The following is an 18,461-nucleotide window of genomic DNA, read 5'->3' as shown; positions in this document are numbered from 1 at the left end:
CGTACGCCTTGAACTCGCCGAAGTACTTCGTGATCGCTGCGGTCAGCGACGTCTTGCCATGGTCAACGTGGCCAATCGTGCCAATGTTAACGTGCGGCTTGTTGCGCTCAAATTTGCTCTTTGCCATGGGTACGTTTCCTGTGGTCAAGTATGAATAATGATCAGCCGGCAGGGCCGGTTTGTGGAGCCGTTTAAGGGTTTCAGGGGATTTGCGCAAGACTTAATTGCGCGCGCCCGGACCGGCCGCCGCTGGCCTTTTCCTGCCGATATATAAGAAGCGCGCGACGCCGCTACAAGATTCGGTGCTATCGAGCTACGAATCGTAGCCGCAGCAAAACATTCAAACGCTTAGCGATGAACGTTGACTTGCTACATTAATTTGAAAAGAAGGAGGAAGCCGCTATTGGAGCGGGTAGCGGGAATCGAACCCGCGTATTCAGCTTGGAAGGCTGCTGCTCTACCATTGAGCTATACCCGCGGGCCTTCGATCCAGAAGCAGAATGGTGGAGGGAGTTGGATTTGAACCAACGTAGGCTGAGCCAACGGATTTACAGTCCGTCCCCTTTAACCACTCGGGCATCCCTCCATTATTCTGTCGGGATCTTTCGACCAAGCATTTGAGATCGTGAGACAACCAGCGACTTGGCCGTGCCGCTCTCGATCTGTGGCCGGGTATATGACTGCCCCGTTTCGTCCTGTCAACACGGGTCAGTGGAAAATTTCCGATTTTCTCCACAGCCGTAAAAATGGACCCGGCGCTGAAAACCGTTTCGCCCCACGCGCAACCTCTCTATAAGACGCCAATGAGCAAAGATCGCACCGGCGACAAGAGCGCCAAGGACACCCATTACGCCAACCTTCGGCGCGCGCATCGCGACGCCAAGCGGGAACGTGGCGAAATCCCCACGCCAAGAGAGGACAAGCGCCGCAAGGCGCCGGCCGACTGGAAGCCGCAGCCGCTCTCGCCCGAACAGGTTCTGCTCTATGGCCTGCACACGGTTCGCGCGGCGCTGGACAATCCGGCGCGCGCGGTCATCCGCCTCAGCGTTACGCCGAACGCGGCCGCCCGCCTGGAACTCGGCGAGCTTTCGGCGCTGCCCTTCCCGGTCGAAACGGTGACGCCGCAGGATCTCGACAAGATTCTCGGTCCCGACGCGATCCACCAGGGCGTGATGCTCGAGACCCGCCCGCTGCCGCATCGCCGGCTCGAGGCTCTGCGCGACTGCCCGCTGATTCTCGTGCTCGACCAGGTGACCGATCCGCACAATGTCGGCGCCATCATGCGCTCGGCCGTCGCCTTCGATGCCGGCGCGCTGATCACCACCATGCGCCACAGCCCGACCGAATCGGGCGTGCTCGCCAAATCGGCCTCCGGCGCGCTTGAGATGATCCCCTATATCCAGATCACCAACCTTGGCGATGCCATCGAGGAACTGCATCGGCTGGGCTTCCAGACGATCGGACTTGATTCGGAAGGGCCGCAGCCGCTGGAAGGGACATTCAGCGGCGAAAAGATCGCCCTCGTTCTCGGCTCAGAGGGCAAGGGGCTTAGGCAGAAGACCCGCTCGATCGTCAACGATCTTGCCCGGCTCGACATGCCCGGCGCAATAAAGTCGCTGAACGTATCGAACGCAGCGGCGATCGCGATGTATGCGGCGCGCCAGCATCTGAAGCGCTGACATCACCAGGTGTTCCGGGCGGCCTCACCGCAAAAACACGGCGGCCGCATCCTCCGCAGCTCACAGACAACGGCGCCAAAGCCGAGGCGGTAACGCGAAATAGCGCCTGTGGAAATTTCCGCTCCGGTGGGATCGCGGAGCGCTGCGCCGTGCAGTTTCGAAAAAGATCGGAATGAGGACGGCAAGCCGCTCTTCCGCGTCAGAAACGGATCGATTGCACGGCAAGGCTACCCGGTGTGCTCATGCCAGCCGTAGGGCAGCCTTCACGCAGTTTCTTCCAGGTCGTGACGTTGAGGTTCATCTCGCAGCGCGCGAGATAGGCGTTGCCGTCGACACGCAGGCAAGCGACCTGCCCAAGTTCGTATTTGGAACCGTCTCGATTGCGGCAGGTGCAGCCATGATCCGGCGGCGCAGCAAGGGTCGCCTCGGCGGCGAGCAAAAAGGCCACCGCAGCGGTCATGCCCCAAAGGATCGTCCGCCCATCCATCATGAGGGCATTATAAAGCAGATATCGATATTCGAAAACGGACAATGCCGGCTGCTTGCGCAACCGGCATTGTCCGCACGTGGGGCATACGCCCCTCCCACCGGATCACCTCGGTGATCCGCTGAATTTGGTCTTAGCTCGCCAGGCGAAGCACGCTGCCTTCGGAGATGGTCTTTTCGGCCTCGGCGATCGCAAACTGCTTGCTGTCGGCGCTGAGGTTCAGGCCTTCGGCGCGCACGAATTCGACATCGGTGATGCCAAGGAAACCGAAGACCGTCTTCAGGTAAGATTCCTGGTGATCCATGACGGCTGCCGGGCCGGCGGAGTAGTGGCCGCCGCGGGTCGAGGCGACGATGATCTTCTTGCCCTTGGCGAGGCCTTCCGGACCATTCTCGGTGTAGCGGAAAGTCTTGCCGGAGACGGCGATGCGATCGATCCAGGCCTTCAGCTGGCTCGGAATGCCGAAGTTGTACATCGGAGCGCCGATGATGACGGTGTCGGCGGCGAGGAATTCTTCCAGCATGTCGCGGCCAAGCTTGACGTCGGCAGCGAGACCCGCGTCGACGCCTTCGAGGTCGGCCGGGGCCATGATCTGGGCGCCGGTCAGATGGGGCAGCGAGCTGGCAGCGAGGTCGCGATAGGTCACCTGCGCATCCGGGCGGTCAGCCTTGACCTGGGCGGCAAGGGCGGCCGTCAGACGGCGGGAAACCGAGTGGTCGCCAAGGATACCGGAGTCGATATGAAGAACGTTCATGGGAACACCTTTGTGTTTACGTTGCGGTGATCCACATATGAGGGGAAAACAATGGCCCGATAAGCCAGCGGATATTTGACATACTGTTTCCAGACGGAAACAATCATACCCATCATCCGCACCTCGGAGACAGGACAATGCAGGATCTGAACGACCTCGGGCTTTTTGCCGCCGTCGTGCGAAACAACGGCTTCAGTGCTGCGGCACGGGACCTCAATATACCCAAATCCAAGCTCAGCAAACATGTGGCCCGCCTGGAGGAGCAGCTCGGTGTGCGGTTGCTGGAGCGCTCGACCCGCAAGCTGCGTGTCACCGATATCGGCCGGGTCTTCTATGAGCATTGCCAGAGCCTTCTCGACGGGGTGGCTGCCGCCGAAGCCGAGATCGCCGCCGTGCGCGCCGAGCCCTCGGGCACGGTGCGGCTCGCCTGCCCGCTCGGTTTCACCCCTATGCTTGCCGACATCCTGCCGGCGTTTCACCGCCGCTACCCCGGCGTCCGCCTGCTGATCACCGCCACCAACCGTCGCATCGATCTGATAGAAGAGCGGGTCGACGTGGCGCTGCGTGCCCGCGGGCAGCTCGATACGGACAACCAACTCATCATCCGCAAGTTCGGCGAGGTTCGCGAGCGGCTTGCAGCCAGCCCCACCTTCCTCGCCCGCTCCGGCGAGATCACGATCGAGAACCTCAGCCAGCAGGCGACGCTGTCGATGAACGAACAGCACCCGACCGATGTCTGGCGGCTGGTTTCGATCGATGGCAACACGACGGAAATCACCCATCGTCCGATCGTCGGCTGCAGCGATTTCCTGATTCTCGAACGCGCCGCGATCGAAGGCATGGGGGTCGCCCTCTTGCCTGACCATATCTGCGAGCGCGCTTTCCGCGCCGGCGTCCTTGCGCCGGTGCTGCCGGAATGGACGTCGAACGACGTCGTCGTGCACCTCGTCTTCCCGTCCCGCCAGGGCATGTTGCCGGCGACGCGGGCGCTGATCGACTATCTCGCCGAAAACCTGCTCAACGCCCTGCAGAAATGCCGCGAGGTTCCTGTGCGCATGGGGCCGTCCTTCGACATCTGATGCCGCACGGCGCGGCTTTTCCGATCAGCAGCGGCAGATCATCAGCACGTTGCCGTCGGGATCGCGAATCGTGAACCATTGCTCGGACTGCACCGGCGTCACGATCTCGAGACGCACGGAGAGCGCCGGACCAAGCGATGCGGGAGCCGGTGATCGATCGAGCGTTGACCGCTTACTCCGACCAAGGCTCCGCATCTCATCGGCGGCAAAGCTCGCCGCCGTCTGCAAGCTCGGCAAAAGACTTGGCGCCGACGTCATATCGATAGGCGATCACCTCCACTGTGCAGGCGTTCGTCGATCGCGCGCAAGCCTCCATCGAAACGCAGAGAAGGCCTTTAGCACCCCAGACCTTCGCAGGGGGATTGTCATAGATGCCTTCGTAGATCGTCTGCGTCCGCTTACCGCCATCACGCCACTCAACCACGATCTCCGAACGAAAGTGGTCATAACCGATGTTGCTGTATCCCACGGAATAGCGGACCGCCCCCAAACCGGAAACTTGGGTCGCGCTCGAACTCATCTCAGTCCAATCGGATCCCTCCTGCGCGCTGGCAGGGCTCCAGACGACAAACCCACAAAGCAGAACGACCGCCCATCTGACCGGCGCCAGTGCCGCGGGGTTGGTAAGGCTGCTTTTGGCGGCAGCCGAAAGAACGTGTTCGATGACCAAGACCTTTCCAAGAGAGCCAGCTGACGAATGCTCGTCCTCCGTTCATCGGCGCTGGAGAAACAATCGGCGGTGGCCGAAACCACTGATTCCCTATATTTCAGGAGGATGAGAACTCTTGGAAGACTGATCATCTCCGCCGTCCTGGCGTTCCTTGTCAGCCTTATCGTCGCGGGGCTGTTCCTACCCGTCTACGGCATATTCGAGGGCGGGCCGTACAACTGCCTGAAGGATGGCATTGCGGTATGCATCGCCGGCATACCGCTGAGCGCGCTGATCTATGGGCCGCTATTTTCGATTGCCGGCGTTCTGATCGGCACACCAGTGTTCATGGCCATCTTTGCGATGCGTGACTAACTGCTCGCTTTGCGCCGACGGTGTACCCGCGGCAACACGCCGAACCTGAAATTCCGGCTCGAATAGCCGCCAAAAATTCGGAAAAAACAATGGGGAAGAAATGAAGTGGTGCCCCCAGAGAGACTCGAACTCCCGACCTACTGATTACAAATCAGCCGCTCTACCAACTGAGCTATAAGGGCACTTGCTTTGGTGGGAGTTACCATAATCTCATGTGGTGTAAAGCAAAATTGCGAATTCTCCCAATTTTTCAGATGCGTTCGGTTCCGGGCCATGCCAGAAACGACAGAGAGAGATTGCCGCTGGCGGCGCATAACATATCGAGCGGACTAGAGTTTCATGGCCCGAACGTTCACTTCCCTAGCCTTTCTCGCCTCGTCCGCGGAAGAGGCACAAAAGGCTGCGGCTGATCTCAAGACGATCTATGGCGACCATGATCCGTCGAAGGCCGATGTGATCGTCGCGCTTGGCGGCGACGGCTTCATGCTGCAGACGCTGCATCAGACCATGAACAGCGGCAAGCTGGTCTACGGCATGAACCGTGGCTCGGTCGGGTTCCTGATGAACCGCTACAGCACCGAGAACCTGACGGACCGCATCTGCCAGGCAGTCGAGAACGCGTTTCATCCGCTGGAGATGCAGACGACCGACGTCTATGGCGAGAGCTTCACGGCACTTGCGATCAACGAGGTCTACCTTTTCCGCCAGTCCTACCAGGCGGCGAAGCTCCGCGTCCTGATCGATGGCAAGACAAGGCTGGAGGAGTTGACTTGCGACGGCTTGCTGGTCGCCACCCCTGCCGGCTCCACCGCCTACAATCTCTCCGCCCACGGGCCGATCCTGCCGCTCGAGGCCCCGCTTCTGGCGATGACCCCAGTCAGTGCCTTCCGCCCGCGCCGCTGGCGTGGCGCGCTTCTGCCGAACCATGTCACAGTCGAGATCGAAATCCTTGAGGCCGACAAGCGGCCGGTAAACGCGGTGGCCGACCATCAGGAAGTGAAGTCCGTGGTCAAGGTGAAGATCGCCGAATCGGAAAACATGACGGCGCGCATCCTCTCGGATCCCGATCATTCCTGGTCGGATCGCATCCTCGCCGAGCAGTTTTCGAACTGAGCGCACGTTCTCCGCGCGACCTATGGTATCATCATGCCGGCCAGGTTTCCGCCGGCCCGCAGCAAACGGCAACCGAGCCGCCGCCTTAAGGACGACGACCCAATGCACAGATCCGCCCTCCTCGCGCTGTTCCTGTTTCTCAGCAGTGCCGGCGCCAAGGCTCAGGCTGCCAACATCGTTCCGCCTGAGGCGACCTTCGTGACCAGCACCGGCTACTGGGAGGAAAGCGGAGAGCCGCTTTCATCCCTCGATCCGAACGCGGCCGCCGAGAAGCCGGGCGACGCCCGGCGCGGTTACTACAAGCTGATCGCGCTTCGCCAGGCGGATGGAACCGCCCAGATCCATCTGCAGCAGGTAGCAGCGACCCCGGCCGGCCCTGTGGTGATTTCGTCGGCGGAACTCGAAGAATTCTCCGCGCTCAAGGCCTACGTCACCGACATCCGCCCGGAGACCTCGACCGGTGTCACCGCGCAGCCCGGCATGTTTGCGACCGTCTATCTGAAGACGGACCCGTCGGTGAGAGAGCCTGAGAGCTGGACCGTGCTCATCGACGATCTCGGCGACATCAAGATCGAGCGTGCCTCCAACTGAGCAAAAGAAAGGGCCGGATGCGAACACCCGGCCCTCTTCAATTGCACTGGTGCAGACCGCTGTCTGCCTTAGTTCAGATCATCCACGACGGCATCCGCGCCGCCGCTGACGCGGTGCGCAAGGGCGGCCTCCATGAACTCGTTGAGTTCACCGTCGAGAACGTCGCCCGGTGCCGTGCTTTCAACGCCGGTGCGCATGTCCTTGACCAGCTGATAGGGCTGCAGAACGTAGGAGCGGATCTGGTGGCCCCAGCCGATGTCGGTCTTCGACGCGGCTTCGGCGTTGGCGGCCTCTTCCCGCTTCTTCAGTTCGGCCTCGTAGAGGCGCGCACGCAACATGTCCCAGGCCTTCGCCCGGTTCTTGTGCTGCGAACGTTCCTGCTGGCACTGCACGACGATGCCCGACGGGATGTGCGTGATGCGCACGGCCGAGTCGGTCGTGTTGACGTGCTGACCGCCGGCGCCCGACGAGCGGTAGGTGTCGATACGGCAATCGCTCTCGTTGATGTCGATCTGGATCGAATCATCGACGACGGGGTAGACCCAGATCGAGGAGAACGAGGTGTGGCGGCGCGCGTTGCTGTCGTAGGGCGAGATGCGAACCAGGCGGTGCACGCCCGATTCGGTCTTCAGCCAGCCATAGGCATTGTGGCCCTTGACGAGCAGCGTCGCGGACTTGATGCCGGCCTCTTCGCCGTCCTGGATTTCCAGAAGCTCGACCTTGTACCCCTGGCGCTCGGACCAGCGGGTGTACATGCGCAAAAGCATGTTGGCCCAGTCCTGGCTTTCGGTACCGCCGGCACCCGAATGCACTTCGAGATAGGTATCGTTCTGGTCCGCCTCGCCCGAGAGCATGGCTTCGACCTGCTTCTTCGCCGCTTCGTTTCTGAGATCCCGCAACGCCTGTTCGGCGTCGGCGATGATGGCGGCGTCGCCCTCTTCCTCGCCGAGTTCGATGAGTTCGATGTTGTCATTGAGCTGCTGCTCGAAACGGCGCAGGCCATTGATGCCGTCATCGAGTTGCTGGCGCTCGCGCATCAGCTTCTGCGCTTCCGAAGCGTCGTTCCAAAGCGCCGGATCTTCCGCTTTGTTGTTCAACCAGTCCAGTCGTCTTACCGCCTGATCCCAGTCAAAGATGCCTCCTCAGCAGGCTTATGGCCTGCTTGATTTCGTCGACAATGTTCTCGATTTCGCTGCGCATGATCCTGCTTCTTGTGAACCGATAGGAAAGTGAGCGTCAAATAGCGATGCCCACCGCTGATGTAAAGGCGGCGGGCATCGCGTGAAGGGGATAAGGATTAGAACAGGCCGTTGGAACCGGAGGTCACTGCCTGGTTCGCCTGCGGCGAGTTCTTGAGGATCTCTTCTGGCGGCACGTACTGGTCAAGACCGCCGATGACCGAGAAGGTGTCGGCCGGGCCGGTGCCGGGCTTGAAGGCCTCGATGATCGTGTCCGGCTCGCCCTCTTGGGCGGCCATGCCGGTCTTGCGGTTGACGGCGACCATGCTCATGCCCTCGGGCACGACGAACTTGCTCGGGCGCGTGCCCTTCACTGCTTCTGTCATGAAGTCATTGAAAATCGGCACGGCGAGGCTGCCGCCCGTCGCGCCGCGGCCAAGCGGGGCCGGGTTGTCGAAGCCGAGATAGAGGCCTGCAACCATGTCCGGCGTGTAGCCAACGAACCAGGCGTCCTTTTCGTCATTGGTGGTACCGGTCTTGCCGGCAACCGGACGATCGAGCTTGATCTTGCCGGCAGCCGTGCCGCGCAGCACCACGCCCTCCATCATCGACGTGATCTGGTAGGAGGTCATCGGGTCGAGCACCTGCTCGCGGTTGTCGGTGAGAACCGGCTCTTCCTGGCTCTGCCAATCGCCGGCGTTGCAGTTGTCGCAGGTGCGGTCCTCGTGACGGAAGATCGTCTTGCCGTAGCGGTCCTGAATGCGGTCGATCAGCGACGGCTTGATCTGCTTGCCGCCGTTGGCGAGCACGGAATAGGCCGAGACCATGCGCAGAACAGTCGTTTCGCCCGAGCCCAGCGACATCGCAAGCAGCGGCGGCATCTTGTCGTAGATGCCGAAGCGCTCGGCATATTCGGCGACAAGGTTCATGCCCATGTCGTTGGCAAGGCGAACGGTCATCAGGTTACGCGACTTCTCGATGCCGAGACGCAGCGTCGACGGACCGGCCGAGCCGCCGCCGTAGTTTTCCGGGCGCCAGACTTGGCCACCGGCGACGATCTCGATCGGCGCGTCGAGAATGACCGATGCAGGCGTATAACCGTTGTCGAGGGCGGCCGCGTAGACGAAGGGCTTGAACGACGAACCCGGCTGGCGCATCGCTTGCGTCGCGCGGTTGAATTCCGACTGGCCATAGGAGAAGCCGCCGACCATCGCCAGAACGCGGCCGGTCTGCGGGTCCATGGCGACGAGGCCACCCTGCACCTTCGGCGGCTGGCGCAGGCGGTATTCGCCCTTCTCCGGCAGTGGCTCGACATAGATGACGTCGCCGGCGCCGAAGACGCCTTCAGGCGATTTCGCCGACTTGCGGTCGCCGCTGGCGGAACGGTAGGCCCACTGCATGTTCTTGGCGGAGATATGCCCGGTGACACGCTCGGCGACAATCTTGCCCGAGGCTTCCTTCTCCGGCTGAATGCCGATCTCGGCGCCCTGTCCATCGACGGAGAGAACGACGGCAAGCTTCCACTCCGGCACGTCGTTGAAGGCAACGACAGCGCCCAGTGGCTCGCCCCAATCGCCGCCGATTTCGATCGACTTGACCGGGCCGTGGAAGCCGCGACGCTCGTCGTAGCTGAGCAGACCCGCCTGCAGCGCCTTGCGCGCGGCGATCTGCAGCCGCGGATCGAGCGAGGTGCGGACCGACAGGCCGCCTTCATAGAGGGCGTTGTCGCCGTATTTCTGGATGATCTGCCGGCGGACTTCCTCGGCGAAGAAGTCGGAGGCGAAGAGATGCGCCCCGCCGCGACGCGGGTTGACGCCGAGCGGCTGCTTCTTGGCTTCTTCGCCATCGGCCTTGGTGACGTAGCCGTTCTCGACCATGCGGTCGATTACCCAGTTGCGGCGCTCAAGCGCCGCTTCGGTCTTGCGGAACGGATGATAGTTGGCCGGGCCCTTCGGAAGCGCTGCGAGATAGGCGGTCTCGGCAATGGTAAGCTCAGTCACAGACTTATCGAAATAGGTCAGCGCCGCACCGGCTATGCCGTAGGAATTCAGGCCGAAGAAGATCTCGTTGAGATAGAGTTCGAGAATGCGGTCCTTGGTGTAGGCCTGCTCGATGCGGAAGGAGAGGATTGCTTCCTTGACCTTGCGGTCGATCGTCTGGTCGGACGAGAGCAGGAAGTTCTTGGCCACCTGCTGCGTGATCGTCGAGGCGCCGACCGGGCGACGGCCGGAGCCGAAGTTCTGCAGGTTCACCGCGATGGCGCGCGCAAGACCGGTGATGTCAACGCCCGGGTGCTGATAGAAGTTCTTGTCTTCAGCCGAGATGAAGGCCGCCTTGACGCGATCCGGGATGGCCTGGATCGGCAGATAGAGACGCCGCTCACGGGCATACTCCGCCATCAGCGCGCCGTTGCCGGCGTGGAAGCGCGTGGTCACCGGCGGCGAATATTTCGCCAGCACCTCGTAATCCGGCAGGTCCTTGGTGACGACACCAAGATAGAGCGCCACGGCCCCGGCCACACCCAGCAGCAGAAACGCGCCAATCCCGAAGAAATATCCAATCAGCCTGATCATCAGTCAGATACCGGTACCTTAATTATCGTCCAATTGCCGAACCGCCCGACTGACAGTCCATGCTCTGTCCTGCCGGCTTCTATACAGCGGGCCGACCAAACTCTTTCACGAGAAATCGTCTGGCGTCGCAACGCCCTACCTAGCCCGGCTCCTCATATGGCGGGGAACTCCGGGCTTCAACTCGTTTCTCAACAAATCCGGGCGCAATTCCGGTTAGGTCCCGGATTGTGCGTAAAATAGGGCTGTTATGCGATAATCCCGTGCGCATCCCGTTGAAAAGCATAGCGCTGTTACCGGGGCGACACAAATCACTTCGTTCCCGGGCCTGCCTTCAAGCGTCAGCCGCCGCTGGCGATGGCCTGCTCGCGGTATCGCTGAACAGCGACCGCAAGACGCTCTGAAACCTTCTTGCGCCACTCCGGATCCAGCAGCAGCTTTTCGTCCTCCTTGTTCGACAGGAAGCCCAGTTCAAGCAGGATCGAGGGCACGTCCGGCGCCTGCAGCACGCGGAAGCCGGCAAAACGGTGCGGATTGTTGATGAGATTGATCTGGCCCTCGAAGGACGTAACGACGGCGCGCGCCATGTTGACCGAGAAGGCCTGCGTCTCGCGACGCGTCAGATCGATCAGGATGTCGGCCACTTCCGCCGGCTCGCTCTGAAGCGGCACGCCGGCGATTTCGTCGGACAAATTTTCGCGGGCGGCAAGACTTGCGGCCAGATGGTCGGAGGCCTTGTCGGAGATGGTATAGACCGTCGCGCCGCGGATGTCCTTCTGGCGCAGCGCGTCCGCATGAAGCGAAATGAAGAGATGGGCGCCCTTGTTGCGGGCGATCTGCACGCGCTGGGGAAGCGAGAGGAAGACGTCCTTGTCGCGGGTGAGGAAAGCCTCGATCCCGGCGCCCTTGTTCAGGGCCTCGACGAGATCTTTCGCGAAGGCGAGCGTTACATGCTTCTCCTCCGTCTTCGTTTCGCCGGCGAGCGCACCGGTATCGATGCCGCCATGGCCCGCATCGATCGCGATGATGAACGGCCCGCCTTCCCTCGTGGGAGCGACGGCAACCGGCCTGTCGGTCTTGGCGGCGGCGACCGATCCGGTCCACTGCTGTTCGCCGAGAAGCGCATCGAAGCGCGCCTGGTCGACGCGCTCGGCATCGAGCACGAGCCGGTAGCCCTTGCCCCCCTCTTCCGCGACGACTTCCGCATGGGTTACCGCCACAGGGCCTTTCGCCGAAAGAACGATGCGGGAGTTGCCCGCCCCCATGCCGCCGTAGCGGATCGCATCGAAGAGGCCGCGCGGTTCAAGACTGTCCGCCTTGAGACCGAAGGCCGTTTCCGGCAGGTCGACCACGACGCGAACGGGATCGGCTACGTAGTGCAGGGAGAATTCCGGTTTGCGATCGAACTCGACGACGACGCGCGTGCGTGCATCGTCACCGGCGATCCGCGCAGCAAAGGCGAGCAAAGGACCCGGCTCGGCGGCAACCGCCGCCGGCACGTTCAAAAGAAGACCGCCGGCAAGCAGCGATGCTCCGAGCAGAAGCCTGCCCGTGCGCGACATCAACGACAACAGCGAACCACGCATACAAACTGCCAAAGGCCTCACCTCGGGCTCTCCACCACTTTCTCAGAAAACCAAACAGCAGCCGACGCACGGCTGCTGGACGCACAGGTTGATCAATGAACCCTTATGGTTAACCAATGCTTGACAATGATCATCTTCCCCGCCCCGCCGGGACAATCGATTTACCGTTTATCGCCCTACTCCACGTGGACAAGCGAATCGATCATTATTGTGGCGGCACGGGCTTTTCCCTTGCCAATGTGACATAGAAAACATAAAAGCGTCACAAGGAGAAAGTGTTGACGGGATAGAACAGTCGACCGGGCAGCCGGAGCTTCTCCAAAGCTTGGCGCCAGGGTGCGGTCGAACCGGATTGACCGGTTAACTTATCGCAATTCCGCGGTCGCAAGTGTTCATCCGCCGTCGCTGCATTTCCTCCCCGTACACTGGATCGCAAATTTCCGGCGGTGGCCGGAGTTCTTGATGGTGATTTTTCACCGACGCCCGCAAGCGGGCGCATTCATCGGGTCTTCATGAGACCTTGGACATTGGCATTCTTGTTTGGTCATTGATGTTGACTCAGCAGTATCGGTCAGAAGTAGCGCGGCCCCGGGACACACATGTTCCGGCTGTCGTCTGGCTGCTGCACCATCGCCTGCGCCAAACAGGAACTTTCATATCCGGCGCACCTTCCGACGTGTTTGGCAGTCTTCCTAAGGAAGCAGGTCTGTCTCCCGTTCCGCTGGCGCGCCGAGGAGCACAGCTTAGATGGCAGAGAAAATGCTTATCGATGCGTCTCATTCTGAAGAGACGCGCGTCGTTGTCGTTCGCGGGAACCGCATAGAAGAGTTCGACTTCGAGTCGGAACACAAGAAGCAGATCCGCGGCAATATCTATCTGGCGAAGGTCACCCGGGTGGAGCCCTCGCTCCAGGCCGCCTTCGTCGACTACGGCGGCAACCGCCACGGGTTCCTGGCTTTCGCCGAAATCCATCCCGACTACTACCAGATCCCGCTGGCCGATCGTCAGGCGCTCTTGAAGGCCGAAGCCGAAGAAGCGCGGCGTGACGACGACATCGAGCATGTCGAGACCGCTCCTGCCCCGGCAAGCGAACTTTCCGTTCCCGTAGACCTCGAAGTCGTCGCGGAAACTGAAGCCGAGCCGGTCGCAGCCGTCGCTGACGCCGCACCGGTCGTCGAAGAGGAAGCGCCGGCCGAAAAGCCGAAGGCGAAGCCGAAGCGCACCCGCAAGACCAAGGCCAAGGCCGCTGAAGAAGCGGCTGCTGCATCGACCGACGGCGACGAGAGCAATGGCGGCGAAATGGCTGCCATGGTCGATACCGACGCCATTTCCGAGGATGTCGACAGCCGCCGTCGCCATGACGATGACGATGATGACGACGACAGTCACGACGGCGAAAAGGAAATCATCGAATCCGTCGGCGCCGAAGACGCCATGGAAGAAGTTCCGGATCGCCAGGTTCGCAAGCCGCGCAAGCAGTACCGCATCCAGGAAGTCATCAAGCGCCGCCAGATCCTGCTGGTTCAGGTCGCCAAGGAAGAGCGCGGCAACAAGGGCGCGGCACTGACGACCTATCTGTCGCTCGCCGGTCGCTACTCGGTGCTTATGCCGAACACCGCACGTGGCGGCGGCATCTCCCGCAAGATCACCAATCTGCAGGACCGCAAGCGCCTGAAGGAAATCGCCCGCGGCCTCGAAGTGCCGCAGGGCATGGGCGTGATCCTGCGCACCGCCGGTGCCAACCGCACCAAGGTCGAGATCAAGCGCGACTTCGAATATCTGATGCGCCTGTGGGAAAACGTCCGCACGCTGACGCTGAATTCCACGGCCCCCTGCCTCGTCTATGAAGAAGGCAGCCTGATCAAGCGCTCGATCCGCGACCTCTATAACAAGGACATCAGCGAGATCATCGTTTCCGGTGAGGAAGGCTACAAGGAAGCCAAGGGCTTCATGAAGATGCTGATGCCCAGCCACGCCAAGGTGGTTCAGCCTTACCGCGACGTGCATCCGATCTTCTCGCGCTCCGGCATCGAAGCGCAGCTCGACCGCATGCTGCAGCCGCAGGTAACGCTGAAGTCCGGTGGCTACATCATCATCAACCAGACCGAAGCCCTGGTTTCGATCGACGTCAACTCCGGCCGTTCGACGCGCGAGCACTCGATCGAAGACACCGCTCTCCAGACGAACCTGGAAGCGGCGGAAGAAGTGGCACGCCAGCTCCGCCTGCGCGACCTTGCCGGCCTCGTCGTCATCGACTTCATCGACATGGAAGAAAAGCGGAACAACCGCTCGGTCGAGAAGCGTCTGAAGGATTGCCTGAAGAACGATCGCGCCCGCATCCAGGTCGGCCGTATCTCGCATTTCGGCCTGCTCGAAATGTCGCGCCAGCGCATTCGCGCCTCGGTGCTCGAATCGACGATGCAGACCTGCCCGCACTGCAACGGCACGGGTCACGTCCGCTCGCAGTCTTCGGTTGCACTGCACGTCTTGCGCGGCATCGAGGAACACCTGCTGAAGAACACGACGCACGACATCACCGTGCGCACCATCCCGGATATCGCGCTCTACCTGCTCAATCAGAAGCGCGGCACGATCATGGACTACGAAGGCCGCTTCGGCGTTTCGATCATCATCGAGGCTGATGCCCATGTCGGCGCACAGCACTTCGCGATCGATCGTGGCGAGCCGGTCGAAAATCCGGTCAAGATCGAACAGCTGCTGCACTTCGAGCCGGAAGAGGAAGAAGACGATGTCGTGATCGAAGAGGATCTCGACGAGGAAGAAGCAGAAGAAATTGCCGGCGAACAGCGGCAGGAACAGCCGAAGGCTGCTGCCCAGTCCGACGATCAGAACGGACGCAAGCGCAAGCGCCGTCGCCGCCGGCGCGGCAAGGGCGGCCAGCAGGCCGAAGGCAGCGCTCTCCAGGTCTCCGAATCGGCAGGCGATGCCGACGACGGTTCCGATGAGGACGAAGGCGATGACGAGGGCGTCGATGCAGACGCCGCGACCGCCGATGGCGATCAGAAGCGCAAGCGCCGCCGCCGCGGCAAGCGTGGCGGCCGCCGCAACCGTCCGGAAGGCGAAGGCGAAGGCGAAGGCCAGCTTGAAGCCGGTGCCGATGCGGAAGCCGGCGACGATGGCGCAGAAGAAGCAGAAACCGTAGAGGCACCTGCTGTTGCGGCCGAGGTCGAAGTGGCTGTCGCTGTTGAGGAAACAGCTGTGGTTGCCGAAGAAGCCGAGGTGGCGGACGTAAAGCCTGCCAAGCCGAAGCGCACCCGCAAGAAGGCCGTCAAGGCTGAAGAACCGGCAGTAAGCGTCGACGAAGTTGCCCAGGCAGTGATCGAAGACCAGCCTGCGGTTGCCGACCCGGCCGTCGAAGCGGTGGAAGAGGCTGCGGCCGACCTTGCCGAAACCAAGCCTGTGCGTGCGAACCGCGACCTCTCGAAAATCGCTTCCGAACCGGTGGTGACGTCGAGCGCGACGAAGCCCGAAGAGGAAGAGCCGGGCAAGCCCAAAAAGGGCGGCTGGTGGCAGCGCCGCGGCTTCTTCTAAGAAGCCGCCCGGCCAGCGCCAAACTCTGAAAACACGAAAGGCCCGGAGCGATCCGGGCCTTTTCCTTTGGGCGGATGGCAGAAGGGACCTGCCCTGCCTGCCTGCTCAGAGCGTCACGCCAGCCACCGCGCGATCCTGTCCATGGCCTCGACCATGTCGGCCTCGGCGCCGGCATAGGAGAAGCGCATCGTGCGGTGCCCTTCCTGCGGATCGAAGTCGAATCCCGGGGTTGCCGCGACGTTGATCTCGGCGAGCATCCGCTTGGCAAAGGCCATGCTGTCATTGGTAAAGCGGGTGACATCCGCATAGGCGTAGAAGGCACCGTCCATCGGCGAGGCGATCGAGAAGCCGATCTCCGGCAATCGCTTCATGAGCATGTCCCGGTTGGCGGCATAGGCGGCCTTGTAACGGTCGAGCTCCTCATGCGCGTTGAGTGCTGCTTCTGCCGCGATCTGCGAGAGCTCGGGCGGCGAGATGTAGAGGCTCTGGGCGATGCGCTCGAAGCCGCGCACCTTGTCGGCCGGCAGCACCATCCATCCGATCCGCCAGCCGGTCATACAATAGTATTTCGAGAAGGAGTTGATGACGATTACCTCGTCGGTCACCTCCAGCGCGCTTGCCTCTTCGCCGGCAAAGGTCAGTCCGTGATAGATCTCGTCGGAGATGAAGGCGATCGATTCGGCCCGGCAATAGTCAGCCAGCGCCTTGAGGCCCGCCCTGCCCGTCACTGTTCCGGTCGGGTTGGCTGGGCTCGCCAAAAGCACGCCCTTCAATGGACGGCCTATTCTCGCAGCCGCACGCGAAAGACTTTCAGGCGTCAGAGTGAAGCCGGTCTCGGCATTGGCCTCGACCTCGACGACCGTCAGGCCAAGCGCTGCGAGGATGTTGCGATAGGCCGGATAGCCGGGCCTCGCGATCGCGACGCAATCGCCAGGATCGAAGAGGGCCAGGAAAGCGAGATTGAAGCCTGCGGATGAGCCGGTGGTGACCGCGACCCGCTGCGGATCGAGCGCGATGCCGTGGCGCTTTTCATAGTGCCGGGCGATTGCTGTGCGCAGCGACAAGGTGCCGAGCGCGTCGGTATAGCCGAGCCGGCCATGTTCAAGCGCTTTGCGCGCCGCTTCAAGAGCTGCCTTCGGCGCCGGGTGGGCGGGCTGCCCGACGGCCATCGAGATCACCGGGTGGCCGGCATCCCGGCGACGGGTCGCCTCCGCCAGTACGTCCATCGCATGGAAAGGTTCGACGGCACTGCGTTTTGACAAATCTACCAACGGAAAATCCTCGATATGCGGCTGTTCTCCAGCCCTTTGCCCGATGAAAATGACCTTCACAAGTCCGCGAGTGCCGTATTTCCGCCGATTTTGCCGTTTCGTTTCCGCGACACCCACCCTATGCTGCCGGCATATTACGGATACGAGGAATCCTATTGTCACTCAGAACAGCCGATTGACCCGGCGACACGCGATGGACGACACACGGGATACGCAAGGACAACGAGGTAGAAATGAACTTCAGCACCAAGATGATTGCCGCCGGGACGCTCGCAGCGCTCGTCGCCGGGGTCAGCCTGCCCCAGAACGCATTCGCGCTCGACGCGAAGCAGAAGGAAGAGATCGGCGCCTTCATCAAGGAATACCTGATCGCCAATCCGGAGATCATGCTCGAGGTCCAGGAGGCGCTGACGACGAAACAGCGCGCCAAGCAGCAGGAAGCGGCGGAAAGCGCGATCACCGAGAACAACAAGGCGATCTTCAATTCCGACTACGACATGGTGCTCGGCAATCCCAAGGGTGACGTCACCGTTGTCGAGTTCTACGACTACAACTGCGGCTACTGCAAACGCGCGCTTTCCGACATGGACGACATCCTCGCCAAGGACAAGAACGTGCGCTTCGTGCTGAAGGAACTGCCGATCCTCGGACCGGATTCGCTGGCCGCCCACAAGGTGAGCGCCGCCTTCCGCCTGGTCGCTCCGGAAAAATATGGCGACTTCCACCGGGCGCTGCTCGGCGGGGAAGACCGCGCCACGGAGGAGACAGCGCTTGCGGTTGCCGCCAAGCTCGGCGTCTCCGAAAAGGACCTGCGCGCGAAAATGGAAAAGGAGCCGCATGATGCGGCCGTGCGCGAGGCCTACAGCCTTGCCAACGACCTCGGCATCACCGGAACGCCCTCCTACGTCATCGGCAACGAAGCGGTCTTCGGGGCCGTCGGCGCCGAGGAGATCGAGGGCAAGGTCGCCAATATGCGCGAATGCGGCAAGACCGCCTGCTGACAAACCTTCCCATGACTGTGGACAAATCCCGCGGGGGCCCAAAGGGCTTTTCCTCGCGGGACCATCAGTCTATAGGTAACCCTCCATGACCGGACCGGAATCCCTTATGCCATCGACCATTTTCGTGCTGAACGGCCCCAACCTGAATGCGCTGGGCAAGCGCGAGCCGGGTATTTATGGCGGCCAGACCCTGGCCGACATCGAGGCCATGTGCAAGGCAGAAGGCAAGGCGCTCGGATTCGACGTCGATTTCCGCCAGTCGAACCATGAGGGAATGCTGGTCGATTGGCTGCACGAGGCCGGCAACGTCGCCGCGGGCGTGGCAATCAACCCGGCCGCCTATGGCCACACGTCGATCGCGCTTCACGATGCCATCCGCGCCATCGGCATTCCGGTCGTCGAACTGCACCTCTCGAACATCCATGCGCGTGAGGAGTTCCGCCACAAGTCGATGATCGCACCCGCCGTCAAGGGCGTCATCTGCGGCTTCGGCGCCCAGAGTTACATTCTTGCGCTGCATGCGCTAAAGAACCTGACAAATCCGTCGAAATAAAAAGAACACAAGAGGCTCATATT

General features: G+C 61.7%; 16 protein-coding genes and 3 tRNA genes. 8 read left to right on the top strand and 11 right to left on the bottom strand.

The window, feature by feature from the left end; translation table 11 throughout:
• The 3 genes from IB263_RS33170 to IB263_RS33160 form a co-directional block, all read right to left on the bottom strand.
• Positions 1-127 (bottom strand): GTP-binding protein (locus IB263_RS33170; protein ID WP_244520023.1); only part of this gene is annotated, 127 nt, incomplete at its 3' end.
• Positions 128-404: 277 nt separating this feature from the next.
• A tRNA-Gly gene (locus IB263_RS33165) sits at positions 405-478 on the bottom strand.
• A 23-nt stretch (positions 479-501) separates the two neighbouring features.
• Positions 502-586: transfer RNA gene (locus IB263_RS33160), tRNA-Tyr, on the bottom strand.
• A gap of 217 nt (positions 587-803) precedes the next feature.
• Between IB263_RS33160 and IB263_RS33155 the strand changes: the two genes are divergently transcribed.
• The gene (locus tag IB263_RS33155) at positions 804-1,679 is read left to right on the top strand and encodes an RNA methyltransferase (protein ID WP_090294791.1); all 876 of its coding nucleotides are present in this window, start codon (positions 804-806) and stop codon (positions 1,677-1,679) included.
• A gap of 199 nt (positions 1,680-1,878) precedes the next feature.
• On the opposite strand, the gene IB263_RS33150 is transcribed toward IB263_RS33155, so the two are convergent.
• Complete coding sequence (locus IB263_RS33150) at positions 1,879-2,139, bottom strand: hypothetical protein (protein WP_246811158.1); 261 nt, start codon at positions 2,137-2,139, stop codon at positions 1,879-1,881.
• 160 nt (positions 2,140-2,299) lie between these two features.
• Complete coding sequence (locus IB263_RS33145; protein ID WP_034795463.1) at positions 2,300-2,920, bottom strand: FMN-dependent NADH-azoreductase; 621 nt, start codon at positions 2,918-2,920, stop codon at positions 2,300-2,302.
• 137 nt (positions 2,921-3,057) lie between these two features.
• Here IB263_RS33145 and IB263_RS33140 point away from each other — a divergent pair, with 137 nt between their 5' ends.
• Positions 3,058-3,999, top strand: a complete 942-nt coding sequence (locus tag IB263_RS33140) for a LysR family transcriptional regulator (protein ID WP_043614179.1) — start codon at positions 3,058-3,060, stop codon at positions 3,997-3,999.
• Between the two features lie 196 nt (positions 4,000-4,195).
• Here IB263_RS33140 and IB263_RS33135 read toward each other — a convergent pair whose 3' ends face one another.
• On the bottom strand, positions 4,196-4,669 hold the full coding sequence (locus tag IB263_RS33135; RefSeq protein ID WP_210338373.1) for a hypothetical protein: 474 nt from the start codon (positions 4,667-4,669) through the stop codon (positions 4,196-4,198).
• Positions 4,670-4,696: 27 nt separating this feature from the next.
• Here IB263_RS33135 and IB263_RS33130 point away from each other — a divergent pair, with 27 nt between their 5' ends.
• Positions 4,697-5,023 carry a hypothetical protein gene (locus IB263_RS33130; RefSeq protein ID WP_200949988.1) on the top strand — a complete coding sequence of 109 codons (327 nt, stop codon included), beginning with the start codon at positions 4,697-4,699 and terminating at the stop codon, positions 5,021-5,023.
• A 106-nt stretch (positions 5,024-5,129) separates the two neighbouring features.
• Here IB263_RS33130 and IB263_RS33125 read toward each other — a convergent pair.
• A tRNA-Thr gene (locus IB263_RS33125) sits at positions 5,130-5,205 on the bottom strand.
• Between the two features lie 157 nt (positions 5,206-5,362).
• Here IB263_RS33125 and IB263_RS33120 point away from each other — a divergent pair.
• Together IB263_RS33120 and IB263_RS33115 are read left to right on the top strand one after the other, a co-directional pair.
• Complete coding sequence (locus IB263_RS33120; protein ID WP_192439582.1) at positions 5,363-6,136, top strand: NAD kinase; 774 nt, start codon at positions 5,363-5,365, stop codon at positions 6,134-6,136.
• Between the two features lie 102 nt (positions 6,137-6,238).
• Positions 6,239-6,727 carry a hypothetical protein gene (locus IB263_RS33115; protein ID WP_192439581.1) on the top strand — a complete coding sequence of 163 codons (489 nt, stop codon included), beginning with the start codon at positions 6,239-6,241 and terminating at the stop codon, positions 6,725-6,727.
• Between the two features lie 68 nt (positions 6,728-6,795).
• On the opposite strand, the gene prfB is transcribed toward IB263_RS33115, so the two are convergent.
• From prfB to IB263_RS33100, 3 genes are all read right to left on the bottom strand, one after another.
• Positions 6,796-7,927, bottom strand: a protein-coding gene (gene prfB / locus IB263_RS33110; RefSeq protein WP_110818441.1) for a peptide chain release factor 2 whose coding sequence is annotated in 2 segments (ribosomal slippage) — positions 6,796-7,857 and positions 7,859-7,927 — 1,131 coding nt in all. Because the reading frame shifts where the segments join, the coding sequence is not laid out codon by codon here.
• 97 nt (positions 7,928-8,024) lie between these two features.
• Positions 8,025-10,478, bottom strand: a complete 2,454-nt coding sequence (locus IB263_RS33105) for a penicillin-binding protein 1A (RefSeq protein WP_034795452.1) — start codon at positions 10,476-10,478, stop codon at positions 8,025-8,027.
• 338 nt (positions 10,479-10,816) lie between these two features.
• Positions 10,817-12,037: an N-acetylmuramoyl-L-alanine amidase gene (locus tag IB263_RS33100; RefSeq protein WP_051659335.1), complete on the bottom strand. Its 1,221-nt coding sequence runs from the start codon at positions 12,035-12,037 to the stop codon at positions 10,817-10,819.
• 771 nt (positions 12,038-12,808) lie between these two features.
• Between IB263_RS33100 and IB263_RS33095 the strand changes: the two genes are divergently transcribed.
• Positions 12,809-15,613 (top strand): ribonuclease E/G, encoded by a 2,805-nt coding sequence (locus IB263_RS33095; RefSeq protein WP_192439580.1) that lies wholly within the window; start codon positions 12,809-12,811, stop codon positions 15,611-15,613.
• 113 nt (positions 15,614-15,726) lie between these two features.
• Here IB263_RS33095 and IB263_RS33090 read toward each other — a convergent pair whose 3' ends face one another.
• Entirely contained in the window at positions 15,727-16,884 is a 1,158-nt protein-coding gene (locus IB263_RS33090) for a pyridoxal phosphate-dependent aminotransferase (RefSeq protein ID WP_192439579.1), read from the bottom strand.
• A gap of 233 nt (positions 16,885-17,117) precedes the next feature.
• On the opposite strand from IB263_RS33090, the gene IB263_RS33085 reads away from it, so the two are divergent.
• Positions 17,118-17,885 carry a DsbA family protein gene (locus tag IB263_RS33085; RefSeq protein WP_034795449.1) on the top strand — a complete coding sequence of 256 codons (768 nt, stop codon included), beginning with the start codon at positions 17,118-17,120 and terminating at the stop codon, positions 17,883-17,885.
• A gap of 106 nt (positions 17,886-17,991) precedes the next feature.
• Complete coding sequence (gene aroQ, locus IB263_RS33080) at positions 17,992-18,438, top strand: type II 3-dehydroquinate dehydratase (protein ID WP_034795448.1); 447 nt, start codon at positions 17,992-17,994, stop codon at positions 18,436-18,438.
• Positions 18,439-18,461 lie beyond the last annotated feature (23 nt).

It is taken from the genome of Ensifer sp. ENS03 (genome assembly GCF_014852035.1).
In the GTDB taxonomy this organism is placed as follows: domain Bacteria; phylum Pseudomonadota; class Alphaproteobacteria; order Rhizobiales; family Rhizobiaceae; genus Ensifer; species Ensifer adhaerens.
This window is presented reverse-complemented; position numbering and strand designations above follow the sequence as displayed.

Coding starts and splice junctions, on each gene's coding strand:
- IB263_RS33105 (WP_034795452.1), bottom strand. CDS start 10,478: ATGATCAGGCTGATTGGATATTTCTTCGGGATTGGCGCGTTTCTGCTG.
- IB263_RS33095 (WP_192439580.1), top strand. CDS start 12,809: ATGGCAGAGAAAATGCTTATCGATGCGTCTCATTCTGAAGAGACGCGC.
- IB263_RS33115 (WP_192439581.1), top strand. CDS start 6,239: ATGCACAGATCCGCCCTCCTCGCGCTGTTCCTGTTTCTCAGCAGTGCC.
- IB263_RS33100 (WP_051659335.1), bottom strand. CDS start 12,037: ATGTCGCGCACGGGCAGGCTTCTGCTCGGAGCATCGCTGCTTGCCGGC.
- IB263_RS33145 (WP_034795463.1), bottom strand. CDS start 2,920: ATGAACGTTCTTCATATCGACTCCGGTATCCTTGGCGACCACTCGGTT.
- IB263_RS33155 (WP_090294791.1), top strand. CDS start 804: ATGAGCAAAGATCGCACCGGCGACAAGAGCGCCAAGGACACCCATTAC.
- IB263_RS33150 (WP_246811158.1), bottom strand. CDS start 2,139: ATGACCGCTGCGGTGGCCTTTTTGCTCGCCGCCGAGGCGACCCTTGCT.
- IB263_RS33120 (WP_192439582.1), top strand. CDS start 5,363: ATGGCCCGAACGTTCACTTCCCTAGCCTTTCTCGCCTCGTCCGCGGAA.
- IB263_RS33130 (WP_200949988.1), top strand. CDS start 4,697: ATGCTCGTCCTCCGTTCATCGGCGCTGGAGAAACAATCGGCGGTGGCC.
- IB263_RS33140 (WP_043614179.1), top strand. CDS start 3,058: ATGCAGGATCTGAACGACCTCGGGCTTTTTGCCGCCGTCGTGCGAAAC.
- aroQ (WP_034795448.1), top strand. CDS start 17,992: ATGCCATCGACCATTTTCGTGCTGAACGGCCCCAACCTGAATGCGCTG.
- IB263_RS33085 (WP_034795449.1), top strand. CDS start 17,118: ATGAACTTCAGCACCAAGATGATTGCCGCCGGGACGCTCGCAGCGCTC.